Origin of the sequence: Nonomuraea sp. NPDC003709, assembly GCF_040610775.1 — a bacterium.
Lineage (GTDB): Bacteria > Actinomycetota > Actinomycetes > Streptosporangiales > Streptosporangiaceae > Nonomuraea > Nonomuraea angiospora_A.
Genome location: NZ_JBEXMW010000013.1, coordinates 135,683 through 154,130, shown reverse-complemented (window position 1 = coordinate 154,130; position 18,448 = coordinate 135,683). Strand labels below are relative to the sequence as shown.

Sequence of the window (18,448 nt, the reverse complement as noted above, 5' to 3'; positions counted from 1 at the left end):
GGGCCTCACTCCCTCACCAGCGCGTCGATGATCCTCAGGACCTGGGCGCTCTCCTCCAACGCGCCCAGTACGATGACCTTCAGGTGCTCGCGTTCCTCGTCGTAGACGAACTCCACGCGCAGGCCATGGGGGCGGCTCGCCAGCGACCCCAGGACCATCGTGCTGACCCGGTCCATGTCGCGCCTGGCGATGCCGTCGACCTGCACGATGCTCGACGCCTCCGCGCGGCGGGGCGTGACGAGCGGCGTACCGGTGAAGGCCGCCAGGTCCTCCTTGGCGATCCGGTACTGCTTGCCGATGCGCACGGCCGGCAGCCGCCCGTCGCGTACGTAGTTGCGGACGGTCTTGACGTGCAACCCCAGCAGGGCCGCCACCTGTTCGACGGTGTAATGCTCCATATCGCTCCCTATGATGGCACAGAATAGGGAAGGATAGGGAATGCATGAAGCGGGTGAAAGTGGGCGTAAAGTGATCTTCTATCCGGCCCACTAGTCTCACCGTTCATGACCCGCCTCAGCCCGGCTCTCGGGCCGCTCACCCTCCGCCAGCGCTGGCGGAGGGCCCGCCTCCAGGCCTACTCCTGGTCCCTGACCGGCGCGTACCGGCTGGGCGCGATGCACCCCGCCATCTGGCGGCTCGTCGCCCGGAGCTACCACCCGGCCTTCGACTGGCTGGCGGCCCGGCACGCCAGGCTGGCCTGCCAGTTCGCCGCCGTGGACGTGCCCGCCTACCGGCACTTCCTGGGGGCGAACGGCGCCGGGCACGCCAGAAGGCTGGCGGACTTCCCCGAGACCAGCAAGCAGAACTACGCCGCCGTGTACGACGAGGAGAGCCGCTGCCAGGAAGGCAGGCTGCACCGGCCCGGCGTGATCGTGGACGAGTCGTCGGGGTCCAGCGGCAAGCCGTACAACTGGGTACGCGGGCCGCGCGAGCTCAAGGGCATCTACCGCAACGCGGCCGGCTACATCGAGCTGGTCTTCCCCGGGAAGCGGCTGTTCGTGATCAACGCGTACTCGATGGGCGCCTGGGCCACCGGCACCACCACGGGCACCGCCATGGCGCGCGTGGCGATGGTCAAGAACACCGGCCCCGACCTGGAGAAGATCGCCGACACGCTGGAGCACTTCGGGCCCGGCTACGACTACGTGGTGGCCGCGTACCCGCCGTTCCTCAAGCATCTGCGCGACCGCCTGGACGAGAGCGGTTTCCCGTGGCGGGACTACCGCATCCGCGGCATGGTCGGCGGCGAGGGCATGACCGAGGCGTTGCGCGACTACCTGGAGGAGCGCTTCGAGGAGGTCCGCTCCGGTTACGGCGCCAGCGACCTGACGATCGGGATGGGCGCGGAGAGCGGGTTCAGCGTGTGGCTGCGCAAGCGCCTGGCCACCGACCAGCGGCTGCGCGAGCTGTTACTCGGACCGGGGGAGCAGCGGCTGCCGATGATCTTCCACTACAACCCGCTGGAGACGTTCCTGGAGGTCAACGGCGAGGGCGAGCTCCTGTGCACCATCAACACCAAGAGCTGCCTGCAGCCCAAGCTGCGTTACAACGTCGGTGACGAGGCCAGGCTGCACACCCTCGCCGACGTCAGGCGGGCGCTCGGCGCCGACGCATACGAGCGCGCGTGGACCGATGAGCGGATGAACCTGCCGCTGCTGTTCCTGTTCGGCCGCAAGGACTCGACGATCTCCTACATGGGGGCCAACCTGTATCCGCAGGACGTCGAGTACGGCCTCTACCAGGGCAATCCGTACGCGGCCGCGATCAACCGGTTCTGCCTGTCGCTGGAGGAGCTGCCGGGCCTGGAGTACCGCCCGGTGATCAACATTGAGCTGCGCGGCCCTGACGGCGCCGACCGCGACGAACTCGCCGAGATCTGCCGCAAGGGCGTGGTCGCCCACCTGAGCGCCGTCTCGCGCGACTTCGCCGAGTCGCTCAAGGAGGACCCGACGGCCGCCGACCTGCGCGTCAAGGTCTTCGACCCGGGCGAGGGTCCGTTCGCCGGCCTCACGAAGATGAAGAACGTCTACCTGGTGAAGGACGCATGAGGACCACGGACTTCAGCAAGGCCCCGGCGCAGGGGCGGGCGACGGCGATGTTCGTCGGCGCGACCCGCTACCGGGGGCCGCTGTCGATAGTCACGCTCACCCTGACCTGGTTCCGCATGGTGCGGGACATGAAGCGGATGCGCGGCTACTGCTGGCACAAGGTCTACTGGGAGTTCCCGTTCACGCTGGGCACGCTCGCGTTCTTCGAGGACCGCGACGCACTGCTGCGCTTCGCCCGCAGCCGCCACCACCGCAAGCTCATGCAGTGGGTGACGGACGGCACCAGGAACGCCACCGGCGGCTACATCCGGCTCTACAACGCCGAGCCGGAGGGCTACAGCAACGGGGTCTGGCGCGCGGAGGGCGGGCCGATGGCGCACATCGAGACGTTCACCCCGCTGTCCGCCGAGGATGGCGAAGGTCCCCGGGTGAGGCGCGGGTGACGCTGCATCCCGTCGAGAGCCGCCGCGACCTGCGCGACTTCCTCGCGCTGACCGACCGCGTCTACGCGGGCGAGCCGCGCTTCATCCCGCCGCTGCACGCGCAGGTACGGACGTGGCACCGGCAGGGGGTACGGCTGTTCCTGCTCAGGCGGCGCGGGCGGGTGGTCGCGCGGACCACCCTGCACACCGACGCCGCGCTGGACGCCAAGCTGGGCCGGGCCACGCAGCTGTTCGGGCTGACCGAGTTCGCGGAGGAGGCGGCGGAGGAGCTGTTCGACGGCATCCTCGCGGCCGGGCGCGACGCCGGAAAGGAGGCGGTGTTCGGGCCGGTGTCGCTGCTGCCCAACCAGGCGGGCGGCGTCATCACCTCCGGCTTCGACGAGCGCGGCTTCATCGACAGCGCCTGGAACCACCCGTACTATCCCGTCGCGTACGAGGCGTGCGGCTTCGCCCGCCGCTTCGAGTCCGACACCTGGATCTGCCCGGTGCCGGAGGAGCCGGTGTTCGCGTTCGACGACGGGCGGATCGCGGCCGAGGGGCTGCGCGTGCACCGGGGCGACCGGCGGCGCGTGGCGGAGCAGCTGCCGATCCTGCGGGAGATGCTGAACGCCAGTTTCGCGCAGCTCGGCTACTACACGGAGATCTCGGCGGAGCAGCTCGCGGCGCAAACGGACGGGCTGGCGTACCTGCTGGACGAGTCGTTGCTGCTGTACCTGACGAAGGAGGAGCGGCCGATCGCGTTCGTGCTGTGCTTGCCCGACATTTCGCGATTTATCGCGAAAATTCGTGGAAATCTCCACCTCCTGAACCAGCTCCGCCTGCTGGCCACCCGGTCCCGCTACCGCAGCGAGGCCGTGCTCATCATCAAGGGCACGGTGCCCGGCGAGCAGGGCCACGGCTACATGCGCCTGTTGGCCCGGGAACTGCACGAAGGGCTGCGCCGGGGCGGCTACCGGGCACTGCGCAGCACGTACGTCGAGCGCACGAACCCCGGCTCCGCCGCCCAGTACACCGCGATGGGCGGCCGGCCCCTGCACGGTTACACGTTCTACGAGAAGGGCCTGACGGCGTGAAAGACCGGCTGCGGCCGCTGGAGCCGGACTTCTGGCGTGCCCCCAGCGCCCACAACACCCAGCCCTGGACCCTCACCTACACGGCCGACGGGGCCGAGGTCGGCTGGGACCCGTCACGCGCCCTGCCCATCAGCGACCCCACGGGCCGCGACCTGCGCCTGAGCCTGGGCGCGTTCGTGGAGTGCTGCCTGATCGTCTGCGCCGACGCCGGCCTGCCGGTCGGCTTCCGCCCCGATCCGGGTCCGCACCGGGTGGGCGTCCTGTACGCCGCCGCGCAGCCGTACCGGACGCCCTTCACGACGGCGGACGTCCGGGCGCGCGGCGCCAACCGCGGCGAGTACCACCCGGGACGCCTGCCGGACGCGCTGGTCGCCGATCTCACCGGGATGCGGCGGCTGGCCTGCCGCGACCTCGCGGACCTGCTGCACGCGGCCGACCTGCACCAGTTCGGCGACCAGGAGGTGACGCGGGAGCTGCGCGCCTGGCTGCGGCTCACCCGCCGCCACCGCCGCTACCTGCTCGACGGCCTCACCGACCGGGCCCTGTCCCTCAGCAGGGCGGAGGCCATCGGCCTGCGCGCCTCGCTGGCCCTCTACCCGGCTCTGCGTCCCCTGGGCCTCCCGAGGGTGCTGGCCGGGGCCTCGCGGGACCTGCTCGACTACGACGGGGATGTCCTGGTGCTGGTGGGGGCGGTCGAGGACGAGCTGGAGCTGGGGCGCGTGCTGATGCGGCACTGGCTCACCCTGTCCGCGCACGGCTATGCCACGCACCCGCTGAGCCAGATCATCGACTGCGAGCCGACCAGGCAGGTCCTCGCGGAGCGGCTGGGCGTCGCGGACCCCCGGACCCTCCTCCACGTGGCCCGAGTCGGCCGCCCGACCTCCCCCGCCACCCCCTCCTCCCGCCTCAGACCCTGACCGCCCCACCCCTCCGGACTCCCACCTCTCCCGCCGTTCCGGCCTTCCGCGCCTCCGCTTTCCCCGCCCCTCCGGTCTCCCGCGCCTCCGCCTTCCCCATCCCTCCGGTCCCCCGGCTCTCCGGCCCTCAGCCGACTCCCCAGCTGCCTCAGCCGTCTGCGGTTTGCCGCCTGCCCGGCTGTGGTGCGCGAGAGCGGCGGCCAGCCCGCGGGCGGGGCGAGCGGTGGGTCGGGTAGCGGCCACTCGGATGGACCGTGCGGTGGCGCTCAGCGGTAGGCGGTGAGGCCGTCCTTCAGTTGTTCCGTGTCGCCGTCCCGGTGGGCGTCGAGCGCCTGTTGCAGAGCGAACGTGCCGCGGATGGCGGCGATGCGGGCCGCCGTCTCGTCGTCGGCCCAGCCGCCCAGCGCGAGCACCCGGTCCAGGAACGCGTCGCCGTGGCCGGCCCCGATGGCGGCGAGGTCCTCGGCGGGGTCGCCGATGGTGGCCTCGTCCCAGTCGATCACGCCGCTGAGCCGGGGCAGCCCGCCGTCGATCTCCCACAGCACGTTCTCGGCGCCGAGGTCGCCGTGCGCCACCGCCGTGGCGACGTGGGGGAGACCCGCGGCCGCGGCGAGCTCCCGCTCGGCCCGCCGGCGTCCGCCATCCGACATGAGCCCGAACAACTCGGCGTGGACATCCGCCTCGAACCGCCGCCACCGATCCTCCGGCGTCCACGGCAACGCCGCCCGCGCCCGCTCGTCGGCCCCCGCCCGGGCCAGCGCGGCCAGCAACTCGGCGTACTGCTCCGCCGCCGCCCCGGCCACCGCCGGGTCGTCGAGCGCTCCGTCCTCCAGCGGCGCGCCGGGGACGCGGCTGAGCACCAGGTACGGCGCCTCGCCCGCGCCTTCGGACAGCGGCCGGGGGATGCGGAAGCCGAGACCGAGCCCGGCGAGCACGCGCAGCATGGCCGCCCGCTGCGGCAGCCGGGCAGCCGCCGCCTCGGTGCGGGGCAGGCACACGACCCGGTCCGAGCCCATCACGACCCGATGGAACTGCCCCTCGCGGACGGGGAGAGGCCCTGATTCGGCGTCCTGGGCCAACCAGCTCAGTGGATCATCCATCGCCCCAGCATGGCGGCAACGTCACCGGAACACCGAACCGGCCGGGGAAGGCACGGCGGCGAGCGCCTGAACGCGTCCGTTCCAGCGGGCGGCGCGCCCGTCCCGGCGGTGATGCCTGAACGGCGCCGGGGCCCTGAACGGCGGCGGGGGGCTGGGCGGCGGCGGGCCCTGAACGCGCTCGTCCCGGGGCCCGCGTGGCGGGCACCGGGACGAGCGCGTGATGCGGGGCTTGATCAGTCGTCGTGGTGGAAGCCGTGGTCGGGCCAGGAGCCGGCCCAGTTGCCGTTGCCGCTGGTGGGCCAGTTGCGGTGATGCCAGTGGGGGTCCCACGACCAGTCCCAGCCGGCGCCGCCGTCGTCCTTGCAGGCCTTGGTCTTGCGGGTCCCGGCGAACACGCCGTGGTCGGTGACGTGGTGATAGGTAATGTCGTCGCCCACCCCGAGGCCGCAGTGCTTCGAGTTGTGGTGCTTCCCGTCGTCGTCGGCAGCGGCGGGCGTGGCGCTTCCGTACAGTGCGGTCGCGGCGAGTAGCGCACCGCCGACGGCGATGAGGCTATTCCTCATGATCTCCCCCTGTAATCACGAAGTGACATCGGAGATCACTATACGTAGCGATCTTGGGGGCCAGGTGCAGCGCCACACCCCGTTTTCGATCAACAGGCCGCCGTTGATCAGTAACCCGGATGTACAAGTGATCTACATTGTAAAGGCGCCGGGCTCAGGAAGATCGCACGGCCGCCAGGTACGCGTGGATCGCGTCGCGGTTGCGGGAGAGGCACTCGATGCGCTGCTGGATGCGGTCGGCCTCGGCCTCCAGGAGGTCGGCCAGCTCCGGGGTGAGACACTGCGGGTGCAGGTGGATCTCGTCGGGCTTGTTCAGGAACGGCAGGACACGGCGGATGATCTCCGTGGTGAGTCCGGAGTCGAGCAGGCCGCGGATCTGCTGAACCCGGTAGACGGCCGGCTCCGGATAATGGCGGTAGCCGTTGTCGGCGCGCTCCGGGTGGAGGAGGTCCTGCTCCTCGTAGTAGCGGAGCATGCGGGTCGGCACGCCCGTCAGTCGCGACAGTTCACCGATTCTCACGGCGGGGCCTCCCGGCTTGCCTTCACATTGATGTGAACGTTTCAGCATATTCGACATGTCTGGCGCGACGATCGCCGACGCCGTACGCGTCGGGAGAATGCCCTGGTCGGGGCTGCTGGCGCTGTTCTCGGCGGCGTTCACGGCGGTGATGACGGAGCTGCTTCCGGCGGGGCTGCTGCCGCAGCTCGGCGCGGCGCTGGGGGTGCCGGAGGGGCGGGCCGGGTTCCTGGTGACGGCGTACGCGGTGGCCTCGACCCTGTCGGCGATCCCGCTGACGGCGTTGCTGCGCGGGCTGCCGCGGCGGCCCGTACTGGTGGCGACGCTGGCGGGGTTCGCCCTGTTCAACACGGTGACCGCGCTCTCGTCGTCCTATGCGGTGACCTTCGGGGCGCGGGTCCTGGCCGGCGTCATGGGCGGGATCCTGTGGGCGATGCTGGTCGGGTACGCGGCCCGGATGGTGCCGGTCGAGCGGCGGGGGCGGGCCATCGCGATCGTCTCGGCGGGGATCACGGTGGCGCTGTGCGCGGGGATTCCGGCGGGGGCGGCGCTGGCCTCGGCGTTCGGGTGGCGGACCGCCTTTCTGGGGCTGGCGGTCGTGGCGGTCGCGCTGGTGGGGTGGGTGCTGTGGAAGGTGCCGGACTTTCCCGGTGAGGCGGCCACGGTGCGGGTTCCGTTGCGGCGGGTGGCGGCGCTGCCCGGTGTCCGTTCGATCCTGGGGGTGACGGTGCTGGTGCTGGTCGGGCATCAGGCGATGTACACGTACCTGGCGCCGTTCGTGGCCTTCGCCGGGTTGGGGCGGACGAGTGTCGTGCTGCTCGTGTTCGGGGTCGGGACGGTGGCGGGGATCTGGGTGACCGGGGTGGTGATCGACAGGTTCCCGCGGGTGACGCTCGTGGTGGTGCTGGCCGTGGTGGCGGGGGCCATGGCGGTGCTGGCCGTCTCCGGTGGGCCGGGCTGGGCGCCGCTGGGCGCGGTCGCGCTGTGGGGGGCGGCCTTCGGCGGGGTGCCGACGTTGCTGCAGTCGGCGCTGGTGGACGCCTCCGGAGCTGGGAACGCGGATGCGGCCACGTCCATGCAGACGACCGTGTACAACGCGGGGATCGCCGCGGGGTCGCTGGCCGGCGGGCTGGTGCTGGAGGGCGCCGGGGCGGGTGCGCTGCCGTGGACCTCGTTGCCGCTGGTGGCGGTGGCCCTGGCGGTCGTGGTCGCGGCGCGCCGTCGCGCGTTCCCCGCCCGCCGGTCCTAGAGGCCGTTCCTGGCCAGGGGCTCGACGAGTTCGCGCTCCTCGTACGACAGGTGGGACAGCAGGCTGTCGGTGAGCAGGTCCACGGTCTCGCGCAGGTGGCCGAGGCCGTCCGGGTCGCCGACGAACGAGACGAGGGCGCGGTCGACGCGTTCGATGATCTTGTGGATGGCGTGGTGCTCTTCCTGGAGGCGGTCGAGCACGGGTGCCAGGGCGGGCTCCGTGCGGCGGAGGTGCGGGAAGACCATGGCGTCCTCGGCGGTGTGGTGCATGGTGACGAGGCGGCAGTAGGACTCGCAGTAGGCGCCGAGGGTCCAGTTGTTCTGGCGCATGGTCATGGTGTTGATGTGCGAGCGGGCGGTGCCTGCGTCGATCGCTCCGGAGGCTACCTGGTCGATGAGGTCGCGGAGCTGGGCGAGTTCGGCGCGCAGGTGGTCGTGCACGTCGATGAGGTGCCGGCCGTTGGCCTGTTCGGCGGGGGTGTAGCGCCTGGTGGGGTCGGGGGCGGGGCCGGTGGGACGGGTGGTCTCGTCCCAGACGCGTACGTCGGTGAGCCGTACACCGTTGTCGGGGGTCGGGGTGGCGCCCAAGGCGGCGGTCGGGCTTGCGGTTTTTGCCGCGGCGGTGGGTGGCGGCAGGGCGGCCTGGGTGCGTTCCGCGGCGACGAGTTCACGCACGGCCGGGGCGGTCTCCTGGGCGAAGCGCTGGAGACGGCCGGGGTCGTTGGCCGCGAGGATGAAGACGCTGACGCCGTACGTGAGGGCGATCTCGGCGAGCTGGGCGGCGGGCAGTTCCTCGCCGAGGTTGAGCAGGCGGCGGATGTCGCGGGGCGAGCGGCCCGCCTCGGCGGCGGCCTCGTCGATGACGGCGTTGCCCTCGCCGATCTTGCCGACGTCCTGGAGGTAGGGGAGGGAGGGGAGCCAGCCGTCCGCGAGGCGGCCGGTCACGCGGAGCATGCGCGGCTTGTACGCGCCGAGCCAGATGCCGATGTCGTGGGCCGGGCGCGGGCCTCGCGAGGCGGTGACCTGGTAGTGCTCGCCGTGGTGGTCGATGGCGCCGGGGGCGTCGGTGTCCCAGGCGGCGCGGATGATCGGGATGGCCTCCTCGAGCGCGTCCACGGCCTGGCCGGGGGACAGGCGCGGGGCGCCCATGGAGGCGATGGCGTCCCGGTATCCGCCGGTGCCCAGGGCGAGCTCGAAGCGGCCGTGGCTGAGGATGTCGAGGCTGGCGGCGGCCTGCGCGAGCATGGCGGGCGGGCGGAGCGGCAGCGGATGCACGTTGCCGGCCAGCCGGATGCTCTCGGTGGCGGCCGCGACGTAGCCGAGCAGGGTCCAGGTGTCGAGGAAGGTGGGCTGGTACGGGTGGTCCGAGAAGGTGACGAGGTCGAGTCCGGCGCGCTCGGCGAGCTGGGATAGGGCGACGACGGTGTCGGCCTGGTGGGCGGAAGGCGCGAAGCTGACGCTGAAGAGCAGCTCGTGGCCGTAGTCGGGCATGGGGGCTCCTTGGATGTGCCGTTCGCCGCCGGACTTTGGTTGGTAGTGCGAACAGTTGGCAGTAAGAACTAAATTAGTTCGTATTGTGAACCATTGTCAACTAGACTCGATGCCGTGGCCGCGACGTTCACTACCGCCCTCGTACGTCTGGGGCACCTGGTGCAGCAGGTGTTCGGGGACGTCGGCAGGGACCAGGACCTTACGCCGCAGCAGGCGCAGCTGCTGTGCCTGCTGGTCGGCGGGCCGGTGGGGATGACGGAGCTGACGCGTACGCTGCACCTGGAGAAGTCGAGCCTGACGGGGCTCGTCGACCGGGCGGAGAAGCGGGGGCTCGTGGCCCGCACGCGTGATTCCCGGGATCGGCGGGCCTGGCTCGTCGAGCTGACCCCCGAAGGGGAGCGCGTCGGGGCGCTGGCGCATGACGGGGTCGAGGCGCGGCTGGAGGCGTTGACGGGGGAATTGCCGGTGGAGCATCGGGAGCTGCTGGCGTCCGCCATCGACGGGATCCTCGCCGAGTACGCCTCCACGACCGGCCGCCCCCGCCCCCAGCCCGACCGCACCCCGGCTACACCGACCTGACCCCCGCCCCCGCCATCTCCGTCCTGACCCCCGCCCCCGCCATCCCCGGCCTGACCCCCGCCGTCACCGCCCTGACCCGCCCCGCCGTCACTGGCCTGGCCCCTGCCTCCGCCGTGACTGGCTGGACCTCCGCCTCCACCGTCACCGGCTTGACGCCCCGGCTTCGCTCGCCTGACGTGCCCCGCCGGTCGCCGACCCGGTGACGCCCGCGCTCGCCATGCCGCGGTGGTCGAGAGGGGCCCGTTGAAGTGCGGTGGCGTCGATCGGGGCAGGGGAAGTGGCGCCCCTGGAAAGCCGGGGCGAGCTGGAAGCGGGGGCGACGGGCCGGGGGTGTGGGTCAGGAGGTGAAGACGGTCGCGAGGAATGCCGTCAGGGCCTCGGTCACCTCCGTGGGGCGTTCGAGCGGCGGCAGGTGGCCCGTCTCGGGGAGGTCGATGCGGCGGGCGGCGGGGATGCCGGCGCTGAGCAGGTCGGACATCTGCTGGATGCCGGGCACGTCCGACAGGCCGTTGATCACCAGGGTGGGGGCGGTGATCTCGGGCAGGCGCGTCACGGCGGGCGGGACCAGGTGGCGTTCCGTGGATCGGGAGCCGCTCCAGGAGCGCTCGAACACCAGGCCGCACATCTCCACCGCCGACTCCCACACCTCGTCGGAGAGCGCGTCGCGGCCACGGTCGGGCCCGGCGGTCTGCCAGAGCGTGTGGGCCTCCGCCATCGCGCGTACGTCGGCGGGATCCACGTGGTCGGCGGTGCCGGCGCGGTAGCGGGCCAGGCGGTCGGCGGGCACCGAGCCGTGGACGCGCTCGCGCGCCTGGTCCAGCATCTCCTGCGGCCATGGGTGGCCGGCCAGACCCGAGCTGATCAGGGTGAGCGCGGCCACCCGGGAGGGAGCGGCCAGGGCGACCTCGGTCGCGTACGCGCCGCCCATCGAGTTGCCGACCAGCGCCGCCCGCTCGACTCCCAGCGCGTCCATGACGGCGAGCAGGTCCTCGTGATGGCACACCTCGCCTTCGGCGTCGCCGGACCGGCCGCAGCCGCGCCAGTCGTAGCGGATCACGCGGTAGCGCTCCGAGAGGGCGCGGAACTGGTGCTCCCAGAGGCGCATGTCGGTCGTCCCGCCGTGCACGAGCACGACGGTGCCCACGGGGGTCGCGGGGCCGGCCTCCTCGTACGCGATCTTGACGTCGTCGATGATCAGCATGCTCGGCACGCTACCGCCGCGCGGGGCCGGGAATCGGCCTGTTCGCCGGCGGCGCAGCCGCACGGGCCGGAGGATCGGCCTGTTCGCCAGGGGCGCAGCCGCACGGGCCGCATGAGTTCCGAGCACCGTCGAATCGCGAGCATCATTGACGCAGGCAAGCCACGTACGGACCACAGGTGAACCCATCCATGCTTCCAGAAGAACTCAGAGCCGCCCTGGACAAGGCCCTGTCCGGCTACGCGCCGCAGGAGCTGTCCGACTCCGTGGCGCGGCTCACCGAGCGTTACCGTACGAACGCCGCCACCGGCGGAGGCACCCACATCAGGTCCCAGGCCGACGTGGCGGCCTACGCCGCGTACCGGATGCCCGCCACCTACGCCGCCGCGGCCACGGCCATGCGCCAGGCGGCCGTCATGACGCCGGGCTTCCGGCCGGGGAGCCACCTCGACGTCGGCGGCGGCACGGGGGCGGCGATCTGGGCGGCGGGCGAGACCTGGTCGTCCATCGAGCGGGTCACGGTCATCGAGCACGACCCGCAGATCATCGACCTGGGCAAACGCCTCGCCCGTACGTCCGGGGCCCTGCGCGGGGCCACCTGGCGGCAGGCGTCGGTGCGACCCGGCCTCGACCGGCCCGCGGCCGACCTGGTGACCATGTCGTACGCGCTGGGCGAGCTCCCCCAGGACAAGCGCCGGGAGATCGTCCGCTGGCTGGCCGCGGACGCGGCCATGGTGATCGTCATCGAGCCCGGCACCCCGGCGGGTTACGCCACCGTCGCCGAGGCCAGAGAGGTCCTGGTCGACCAGGGGCTGAGCGTCGCCGCCCCCTGCCCCCACGACGGGCGCTGCCCGATCGAGCAGGGACGCGACTGGTGCCACTTCTCCGTCAGGCTGCCCAGGACTTCACTGCACCGCCGGATCAAGGCGGGCACGCTCAGCTTCGAGGACGAGAAGTTCTCCTACGTGGCCGCCACGACGGTCCCGGGGGAGCGGGCCGACGCCCGGATCCTGCGCCACCCGGTCAAACGCAAGGGCGTGGTGTCCCTGCGGCTGTGCGCTGGGGAGGAGGGGATCCGCGACGTGATCGTGTCCAAGCGGCAGGGCGACCTCTACCGCGCGGCCAGGGACGCCGACTGGGGGGACGGCTGGGGCGACGACGGTTTGCGGCTCGGTCACGGAAATGGGTAAGGGGGCGGTTCCGGTCCGGCGGGTGGGCCATCCTTGGAGGATGTGGACGACTGATCTTCTTCATTCCCTCTATGCCCGGCGGCTGCGTCGTCAGGCCACGGCGGGTCCGCTGCCCCGCCACGTCGGTTTGATCATGGACGGCAACCGGCGCTGGGCCAGGCAGCAGGGTCTGGCCAGCCCGAGCATCGGCCACAAGTACGGAGCCGAGCACATCGACCACGTGCTGTCGTGGTGTGAGGGGCTGGGGATCGAGCACGTGACGGTGTTCCTGTGCTCGACGGAGAACCTTCAGCGCCGCGGTGACGAGGAGGTCGCCTACCTGTTGCGGGTGATCGAGGAGATGGTCGCCGAGCGGCTGGACCGGCCTGACGCGCGCTGGCGCGTCCATGTGGCGGGCCTGCTCGACATGTTGCCCGACACCACGGCCCGCGCGCTCAAGAGCGCCGTCGAGGCCACCCGTACGTGTGCCACCGGCTTCCACCTCACGCTGGCCATCGGGTACGGCGGCCGCCAGGAGGTGATCGACGCCCTGCGCGAGCTGCTGTACGAGCGGGCCGAGACCGGGCAGTCCATGGTGGAGCTGGCCTCGACGTTGAGCGTGGACGACATCGCGCCCCACCTCTACACGGCCGGTCAGCCCGACCCCGACCTGGTGATCCGCACCAGCGGCGAGCAGCGCCTGTCGAACTTCCTGCTCTGGCAGTCCGCCTACTCCGAGCTGTACTTCTGCGAGGCGTACTGGCCGGCCTTCCGCGAGATCGACTTCCTGCGGGCGCTGCGCAGCTTCGCCGCCCGGCAGCGACGGTTCGGGGGCTGAGATGCTGGAACTCTTCGACCGGCAGCTGCGCCAGGAGGCCCGCGCCGACGGGCCGGACGCCAAAGTGGAGCGGGTCGGCAACGTGGTGCGGCAGGTCGCGCCCGAGCACGGCTGGAACGGCGTGCTCTGGTCCGGCCTCGACGAGCGGAACGCGGACGCGGAGATCGCCGAGCAGGTGCGCTACTTCGGGGAGCTGGGGCGGCCCTTGGAGTGGAAGCTGTACGGCTACGACCGGCCCGGCGACCTCGACCGGCGCCTCCTGGCCGCCGGATTCACCCCGGAGCCCGCCGAGACGCTGATGATCGCCGAGATCCCGCGCCTGCCCCTCGGAGGGGAACCGCCCGAGGGGGTGCGGCTGGTGCCGGTGACCGGTTCCGACGGTGTGGAGCTGATGGCCGACGTCCACGAGAGCGCCTTCGGCACCCCTGACGCGCACTTCCGGGAACGGCTGCTCGACCAGCTCGCCGGGGGCGAGGTCGTCGCCCTCCTCGCGATGGCCGGTGACGTGCCGGTGAGCGCGGCCCGGATGGATCTGCACCCGGGCACCCGGTTCGCGAGCCTGTGGGGCGGCGGCACCGTACCGGAGTGGCGCGGGCGCGGCATCTACCGGGCGTTGGTCGCCTACCGGGCCCGCGAGGCGGTCGCCCGCGGCTACGACCATCTGCAGGTGGACGCCTCCAGCCAGAGCCGTCCGATCCTGCTGCGGCTGGGGTTCGAGGCGATCACCACGACGACGCCGTACGTCCACGAGTGAGTACCCTTGATGGCCTGACCGTATCCGCCGGAGGAGGCCCGCACGTTGCCTGGAACGAACCCGCGCGAGCTCGGCCTGCTGGCCGACTGCGAGAGCTGCTTCGGGCTCTGCTGCGTCGCGCTGCCGTTCGCGGCGTCGGCCGACTTCGCGGTGGACAAGAAGGCCGGGGAGCCCTGCCGCAACCTGCGTGACGACTTCCGTTGCTCCATTCACGCGGAGCTCAGGGAGCGCGGCTTTCCCGGCTGCACCGTGTACGACTGCTTCGGGGCGGGCCAGAAGGTCTCGCAGGTCACCTTCCAGGGCACGAGCTGGCGGCAGGCGCCGGGCACGGCCGGGGAGATGTTCGCGATCTTCCCCGTCGTGCGGCAGCTGCACGAGCTGCTGTGGTATCTGGCGGAGGCGCTGACGCTGGAGGCCGCCCGGCCCGTCCACGCCGAGCTGCAGGGCGCGTTCGACGCGACGGAGCGGCTCTCCCGGGAAAGTCCGGACGCGCTGAAGGAGCTGGACGTGCCGGCGCACCGGGCCGAGGTCAACGTGCTGCTGCTGCGGACGAGTGAGCTGGTCCGGGCCGGGCGCAAAGGCAAGGAGCGCAGGGGAGCGGATCTGATCGGGGCCAAGCTGTCGGGCACCGACCTGCGGGGTGCCAACCTTCGCGGGGCGTACCTGATCGGCGCCGATCTGCGGGGTGCGGACCTCCGGGAGTCCGATCTGATCGGGGCTGACCTGCGGGGTGCCGACCTGGCGGGCGCGGATCTGTCGGGTGCGCTCTTCCTCACCCAGCCCCAGCTCAACGCCGCCACCGGCGACGCTGCCACCCGCCTCCCGGCCGCGCTCACCCGTCCCGCCCACTGGCCCGCCACCCGTTACGAACGGCCGTCCCGCGGCACGGGCCCCCGCCGCGACCCCGGCTCCGCCCGCGGCACGGCCTCCGCACGAGGGACCGGCTCCGATTCCAACCGCGCTTCCGGCTCGGGGCGGCGTTCGGGCCGCGGCTCCGGCCGTCGGCGCCGCGGCTGAACACCGCGCCCGGTCATGATCTCTCGTTGTGTGTCGCGGCCGGTCACTTTCGCAGGTCGTGGTGCGTCATGTGGATGACGCGACTGTGCGGGGAAAAGGTGACCGGTGGACGAGCGCGAGTTTCTGGCCGGGCGGTTCGAGGAGCACCGCACGCGCCGCGGGGCGGTGACCTGTCGGATGCTCGGCTCGCACAGCGAGGCCGAGGACAGCGAGGCCGAGGAGAGCGAGGCCGAGGACGCCGTGCGGGAGGCGTGGGCTGCCCGATTCCGTCGTCGGCCCTGCGGAGGGTGCCGATCCGGAGCAGGAGGAGCTCCTGGCCAACTCGGTGGGGCCGGCGCTGCTCGTGGTGCCGGAATCGCTGAGGCCGGCTGAGCGGCTGGCGTTCGTGCACCGCAGGGGCCCCATGTGGAGCCGTGATCACGTGGCTGGGAAAAGGAGTGGACGGGATGATGCTCGGGTCTGTAGCTTGCAGTTGATCGTGACACGGCCCGAGGAGGTGAGACCCATGAACGCTGTATCGATGTGGGTGCTCCCCCTTCCCGTCACGGCCGGGCGATTGACGTAGGTGTCGCCGGGAGCGCCTCGCCAACAAGGCACTCCCGAAAGGCAACACCTATGCACTCTTCGCAGTTCACCGTCGAGCCGCCGTCGAACGACAGGGTCGAGCGCGACGTCCCCGGACTCCGGTCGCCGGCCTCCGGCGCCGATCGCGCGCCCCTCACGTACGACGTGATCATTGCCGGGTGCGGGCCGACCGGTGCGATGCTGGCCGCCGAACTGCGGCTGCACGACGTGCGGGTACTCGTTCTGGAGAAGGAAACCGAGCCCAAGTCGTTCGTCCGCATAGTCGGTCTGCATATTCGCAGTCTCGAGCTGATGGCGATGCGCGGACTGCTGGATCGCATTCTCGAACACGGAAGACAGCGCCCGGCCGGCGGTTTCTTCGCCGCCATCAACAAACCCGCGCCCAAGGGCCTGGATTCCGCGTACGCCTATCTGCTGGGCATCCCGCAGCCGGTCATCGAACGCCTGCTCGAAGAGCATGCGATCGGGCTGGGTGCGCAGGTCCGGCGCGGTTGCGCGGTCGCCGGTTTCGAGCAGGACGACGAGGGTGTGACCGTCGAGCTGGCCGACGGGGAACAGCTGCGTTCGCGCTATCTCATCGGCTGTGACGGCGGGCGCAGCACGGTGCGCAAACTGCTCGGCGTCGGCTTCCCCGGCGAGCCCTCGCGGACCGAGACGCTGATGGGCGAGATGGAAGTGGGTGTGCCGCAGGAGGAGATCGCCGCCAAGGTGGCCGAAATCGGCGCGACCCGTCAGCCATTCTGGCTCCGGCCCTTCGGCAAAGGAATCTACAGCGTCGTAGTCCCCGCCGCGGGAGTCGGCGACCGCGCGGAACCGCCCACCCTCGACGAGTTCAAACAACAGCTGCGTACCATCGCCGGAACCGATTTCGGCGTGCACTCCCCGCGCTGGTTGTCCCGCTTCGGGGATGCCACCCGGCTGGCCGAACGTTATCGGGTCGGGCGGGTGCTGCTGGCCGGCGATGCGGCACACATCCATCCGCCCACCGGCGGACAGGGCCTCAACCTGGGCGTTCAGGACGCGTTCAACCTCGGCTGGAAACTGGCCGCACAGATCCGCGGCTGGGCGCCGGACACACTGCTGGACACCTACCAGGCCGAACGTCATCCGGTCGCCGAGGACGTGCTGGACAACACCCGCGCCCAGATGGAACTGCTGTCCACCGAACCGGGCCCGCGGGCCGTGCGCAGGCTGCTCACCGAGCTGATGGACTTCGACGAGGTGAACCGCCGTCTGATCGAGAAGATCACCGCGATCGGCATCCGCTACGACTTCGGCGCAGGCCCCGACCTGCTCGGCCGCCGCCTACGCGACATCGACGTGAAACAGGGCCACCTCTACGGTCTGCTGCATCGCGGCCGCGGCCTGCTGCTGGACCGCACCGAACGCCTGACCGTCGGCGGCTGGTCAGACCGGGTCGACCACCTCGCCGATCCCACTGCGGCACTGGAGGTTCCGTGCGTCCTGCTACGCCCCGACGGCCACGTCGCCTGGATCGGCGACGATCAGCAGGACCTGGACGACCACCTGTCCCGCTGGTTCGGCAAGCCCGCCGACTGATTTCGCCTGAGCAACCAAGAAGGCCCGTGAGGATGATCGGAACGGCCGGTAGCGACTGACCATCGGAAGGCTGGAGGCAGCAGCATCAGCCGTGGTGCTCTGGCGCCAGGGTCGGCCTGCGAGGAGGGTCAGCCTTCGAGCGACGACCGGAAGACGGCGGAAGAGCACCACGGGGTGGATCGGCTCGGCCGCGCCGCCGCCGCGGCCGGGTCGGCGGCCGAGCGGGTACAGCGGTGACGGCCGGGCCGCCGTGCCGTCAGCGCGGGTTGGTCCCAGGTCGGTCTGTCGACCAGCGGCTCGTCTTTGCCGGTCAATCGGATGGCGTAGGCGATCTCCTCCCCGAGCCGTGGAGCTGCTGCGTGATCAGTACGGCGGTGCGGCTTCCCGCTACACTCTGCGCGCATGCGAGTCAAGATGATCTTCATGCTGCTCCTGGTCTATGTTGTGACGGCGGCGCCCTTGTTCCTGCCCGGTGAGCTGCGGGTGGTCGTCCAGCCGGCCACTGACGACGCGGCCGAGGTGTACTACGAGCCCGTCTCGCCCGTGATGCTCAGGTCGTACGAGGGCATCGAGCCCTTCAATCGAGCGCAATTACTCGCGGAGCAGCGGGCCGAGGCGTATCCGGACGACCTCGCTCCCCCCTACATCGCCCACGGCGGGTCGTACCGGCTCGTCGCCCCCTACGTCACGACGCGAGGGCGCGCACTGGCCGCTCCGGTGCTCTCGGGGGCGTACTGGTCCGAGGGGAAGCAGGTCAGGTACGACATCGTGCCGGAGGTGCGGCGGGTCGCGAACAGTCAGGCGGCGCTGAGACGGGTGCTCGACGACGGGGACGGGCTGCTTGATGGGGCCGGCACCCTCGGGGCGGGGATCGACGCGGAGACTAACCGGGTCATCGTCGAGACGAACACCTTCGACCAGGACCTGCGCCACAGGCTGGCCGAGGGATATGGCGGGCTCGTCGTGGTGAAGTGGGATCCGTTCAGGCAGCGGATGGTGCTTCTGTGAGAATCGCCGACTCTCGAAGGACTCGACGTGACCCGGCGATGCGACCGGCTGTCGGGGCTGCGCATCGAGTGGGATGTGAGCGGTTCCCTCAGTCCGTCGCCCTGCATGATGGCCTTTCTGAAGAATTGCTGTCACCTGGATCGCTGGTCTAGCCGAGGTCGGTGAGCAGGCCGGTGAGACGGCGGGCGACGGCGGTGTGCCGTTCGACTTCGCGGGTCCCGCCGCGTTCGCCGGCGTCCTGGACGAGTCGCTGTTCGACCTCCGGGCGGGCCCGGAGCCGTGGGGCCTCGGCGGGCAGCATTCCGGACTGCGGCTTCCTCGGTGGCCAGGCCGGCGACGA

The 18,448-nt window shown here is 71.4% G+C and carries 18 protein-coding genes and 1 pseudogene; 12 read left to right on the top strand and 7 right to left on the bottom strand.

What is annotated here, in order from left to right:
- Positions 1 to 5: 5 nt before the first annotated feature.
- Positions 6 to 398, bottom strand: a complete 393-nt coding sequence (locus ABZX61_RS34910) for a helix-turn-helix domain-containing protein (RefSeq protein ID WP_355200346.1) — start codon at positions 396 to 398, stop codon at positions 6 to 8.
- Between the two features lie 105 nt (positions 399 to 503).
- On the opposite strand from ABZX61_RS34910, the gene ABZX61_RS34905 reads away from it, so the two are divergent.
- From ABZX61_RS34905 to ABZX61_RS34890, 4 genes are read left to right on the top strand one after another with little or no spacing between them, the layout of a single operon-like run.
- A complete protein-coding gene (locus tag ABZX61_RS34905; RefSeq protein WP_355200345.1) occupies positions 504 to 2,048 on the top strand; it encodes a phenylacetate--CoA ligase family protein in 1,545 nt (514 codons plus the stop codon).
- Positions 2,045 to 2,491 (top strand): DUF4188 domain-containing protein, encoded by a 447-nt coding sequence (locus ABZX61_RS34900; RefSeq protein WP_350727387.1) that lies wholly within the window; start codon positions 2,045 to 2,047, stop codon positions 2,489 to 2,491. Before ABZX61_RS34905 ends, ABZX61_RS34900 begins: the two co-directional genes overlap by 4 nt.
- A complete protein-coding gene (locus ABZX61_RS34895) occupies positions 2,488 to 3,564 on the top strand; it encodes a hypothetical protein (RefSeq protein WP_355200344.1) in 1,077 nt (358 codons plus the stop codon). The genes ABZX61_RS34900 and ABZX61_RS34895 overlap by 4 nt, the downstream gene beginning before the upstream one ends.
- Positions 3,561 to 4,481 carry a hypothetical protein gene (locus ABZX61_RS34890; RefSeq protein WP_355200343.1) on the top strand — a complete coding sequence of 307 codons (921 nt, stop codon included), beginning with the start codon at positions 3,561 to 3,563 and terminating at the stop codon, positions 4,479 to 4,481. Before ABZX61_RS34895 ends, ABZX61_RS34890 begins: the two co-directional genes overlap by 4 nt.
- A gap of 266 nt (positions 4,482 to 4,747) precedes the next feature.
- Here the strand turns inward: ABZX61_RS34890 and ABZX61_RS34885 are convergent, their stop codons facing one another.
- The 3 genes from ABZX61_RS34885 to ABZX61_RS34875 form a co-directional block, all read right to left on the bottom strand.
- Complete coding sequence (locus ABZX61_RS34885; protein ID WP_355200342.1) at positions 4,748 to 5,581, bottom strand: aminoglycoside phosphotransferase family protein; 834 nt, start codon at positions 5,579 to 5,581, stop codon at positions 4,748 to 4,750.
- A gap of 233 nt (positions 5,582 to 5,814) precedes the next feature.
- A complete protein-coding gene (locus ABZX61_RS34880) occupies positions 5,815 to 6,144 on the bottom strand; it encodes a hypothetical protein (RefSeq protein WP_350727391.1) in 330 nt (109 codons plus the stop codon).
- Positions 6,145 to 6,298: 154 nt separating this feature from the next.
- Positions 6,299 to 6,664, bottom strand: coding sequence for a MerR family transcriptional regulator (locus ABZX61_RS34875; RefSeq protein ID WP_350727392.1), 366 nt, complete (start codon positions 6,662 to 6,664; stop codon positions 6,299 to 6,301).
- A gap of 55 nt (positions 6,665 to 6,719) precedes the next feature.
- On the opposite strand from ABZX61_RS34875, the gene ABZX61_RS34870 reads away from it, so the two are divergent.
- Positions 6,720 to 7,910 (top strand): MFS transporter, encoded by a 1,191-nt coding sequence (locus ABZX61_RS34870; protein WP_355200341.1) that lies wholly within the window; start codon positions 6,720 to 6,722, stop codon positions 7,908 to 7,910.
- On the opposite strand, the gene ABZX61_RS34865 is transcribed toward ABZX61_RS34870, so the two are convergent.
- A complete protein-coding gene (locus ABZX61_RS34865) occupies positions 7,907 to 9,400 on the bottom strand; it encodes an LLM class flavin-dependent oxidoreductase (protein ID WP_355200340.1) in 1,494 nt (497 codons plus the stop codon). The genes ABZX61_RS34870 and ABZX61_RS34865 overlap by 4 nt on opposite strands.
- Positions 9,401 to 9,514: 114 nt before the next feature.
- Here ABZX61_RS34865 and ABZX61_RS34860 point away from each other — a divergent pair, with 114 nt between their 5' ends.
- On the top strand, positions 9,515 to 9,979 hold the full coding sequence (locus ABZX61_RS34860; RefSeq protein ID WP_355200339.1) for a MarR family transcriptional regulator: 465 nt from the start codon (positions 9,515 to 9,517) through the stop codon (positions 9,977 to 9,979).
- Positions 9,980 to 10,316: 337 nt separating this feature from the next.
- On the opposite strand, the gene ABZX61_RS34855 is transcribed toward ABZX61_RS34860, so the two are convergent.
- Positions 10,317 to 11,180 (bottom strand): alpha/beta hydrolase, encoded by an 864-nt coding sequence (locus ABZX61_RS34855; protein WP_355200338.1) that lies wholly within the window; start codon positions 11,178 to 11,180, stop codon positions 10,317 to 10,319.
- 188 nt (positions 11,181 to 11,368) lie between these two features.
- Between ABZX61_RS34855 and ABZX61_RS34850 the strand changes: the two genes are divergently transcribed.
- The 6 genes and pseudogenes from ABZX61_RS34850 to ABZX61_RS34825 all read left to right on the top strand — a co-directional run bounded on the left by ABZX61_RS34850 (position 11,369) and on the right by ABZX61_RS34825 (position 18,108).
- Complete coding sequence (locus ABZX61_RS34850) at positions 11,369 to 12,367, top strand: small ribosomal subunit Rsm22 family protein (RefSeq protein WP_355200337.1); 999 nt, start codon at positions 11,369 to 11,371, stop codon at positions 12,365 to 12,367.
- A gap of 40 nt (positions 12,368 to 12,407) precedes the next feature.
- Positions 12,408 to 13,184 carry a polyprenyl diphosphate synthase gene (uppS, locus tag ABZX61_RS34845; protein WP_350727398.1) on the top strand — a complete coding sequence of 259 codons (777 nt, stop codon included), beginning with the start codon at positions 12,408 to 12,410 and terminating at the stop codon, positions 13,182 to 13,184.
- 1 nt (position 13,185) lies between these two features.
- Positions 13,186 to 13,938 carry a GNAT family N-acetyltransferase gene (locus ABZX61_RS34840; protein WP_355200336.1) on the top strand — a complete coding sequence of 251 codons (753 nt, stop codon included), beginning with the start codon at positions 13,186 to 13,188 and terminating at the stop codon, positions 13,936 to 13,938.
- A gap of 75 nt (positions 13,939 to 14,013) precedes the next feature.
- Positions 14,014 to 14,790, top strand: a pseudogene (locus ABZX61_RS34835) (pentapeptide repeat-containing protein); the annotation flags it as partial.
- Positions 14,791 to 15,570: 780 nt separating this feature from the next.
- A complete protein-coding gene (rox, locus tag ABZX61_RS34830; RefSeq protein WP_355200335.1) occupies positions 15,571 to 17,100 on the top strand; it encodes a rifampin monooxygenase in 1,530 nt (509 codons plus the stop codon).
- 402 nt (positions 17,101 to 17,502) lie between these two features.
- On the top strand, positions 17,503 to 18,108 hold the full coding sequence (locus ABZX61_RS34825; protein WP_355200334.1) for a hypothetical protein: 606 nt from the start codon (positions 17,503 to 17,505) through the stop codon (positions 18,106 to 18,108).
- 148 nt (positions 18,109 to 18,256) lie between these two features.
- Here ABZX61_RS34825 and ABZX61_RS34820 read toward each other — a convergent pair whose 3' ends face one another.
- Positions 18,257 to 18,409: a hypothetical protein gene (locus ABZX61_RS34820; protein WP_355200333.1), complete on the bottom strand. Its 153-nt coding sequence runs from the start codon at positions 18,407 to 18,409 to the stop codon at positions 18,257 to 18,259.
- Positions 18,410 to 18,448 lie beyond the last annotated feature (39 nt).

Coding starts and splice junctions, on each gene's coding strand:
- ABZX61_RS34905 (WP_355200345.1), top strand. CDS start 504: ATGACCCGCCTCAGCCCGGCTCTCGGGCCGCTCACCCTCCGCCAGCGC.
- rox (WP_355200335.1), top strand. CDS start 15,571: ATGCACTCTTCGCAGTTCACCGTCGAGCCGCCGTCGAACGACAGGGTC.
- ABZX61_RS34885 (WP_355200342.1), bottom strand. CDS start 5,581: ATGGATGATCCACTGAGCTGGTTGGCCCAGGACGCCGAATCAGGGCCT.
- ABZX61_RS34850 (WP_355200337.1), top strand. CDS start 11,369: ATGCTTCCAGAAGAACTCAGAGCCGCCCTGGACAAGGCCCTGTCCGGC.
- ABZX61_RS34910 (WP_355200346.1), bottom strand. CDS start 398: ATGGAGCATTACACCGTCGAACAGGTGGCGGCCCTGCTGGGGTTGCAC.
- ABZX61_RS34900 (WP_350727387.1), top strand. CDS start 2,045: ATGAGGACCACGGACTTCAGCAAGGCCCCGGCGCAGGGGCGGGCGACG.
- ABZX61_RS34865 (WP_355200340.1), bottom strand. CDS start 9,400: ATGCCCGACTACGGCCACGAGCTGCTCTTCAGCGTCAGCTTCGCGCCT.
- ABZX61_RS34820 (WP_355200333.1), bottom strand. CDS start 18,409: ATGCTGCCCGCCGAGGCCCCACGGCTCCGGGCCCGCCCGGAGGTCGAA.
- ABZX61_RS34840 (WP_355200336.1), top strand. CDS start 13,186: ATGCTGGAACTCTTCGACCGGCAGCTGCGCCAGGAGGCCCGCGCCGAC.
- ABZX61_RS34825 (WP_355200334.1), top strand. CDS start 17,503: ATGCGAGTCAAGATGATCTTCATGCTGCTCCTGGTCTATGTTGTGACG.
- ABZX61_RS34855 (WP_355200338.1), bottom strand. CDS start 11,180: ATGCTGATCATCGACGACGTCAAGATCGCGTACGAGGAGGCCGGCCCC.
- ABZX61_RS34870 (WP_355200341.1), top strand. CDS start 6,720: ATGTCTGGCGCGACGATCGCCGACGCCGTACGCGTCGGGAGAATGCCC.
- ABZX61_RS34880 (WP_350727391.1), bottom strand. CDS start 6,144: ATGAGGAATAGCCTCATCGCCGTCGGCGGTGCGCTACTCGCCGCGACC.
- uppS (WP_350727398.1), top strand. CDS start 12,408: ATGTGGACGACTGATCTTCTTCATTCCCTCTATGCCCGGCGGCTGCGT.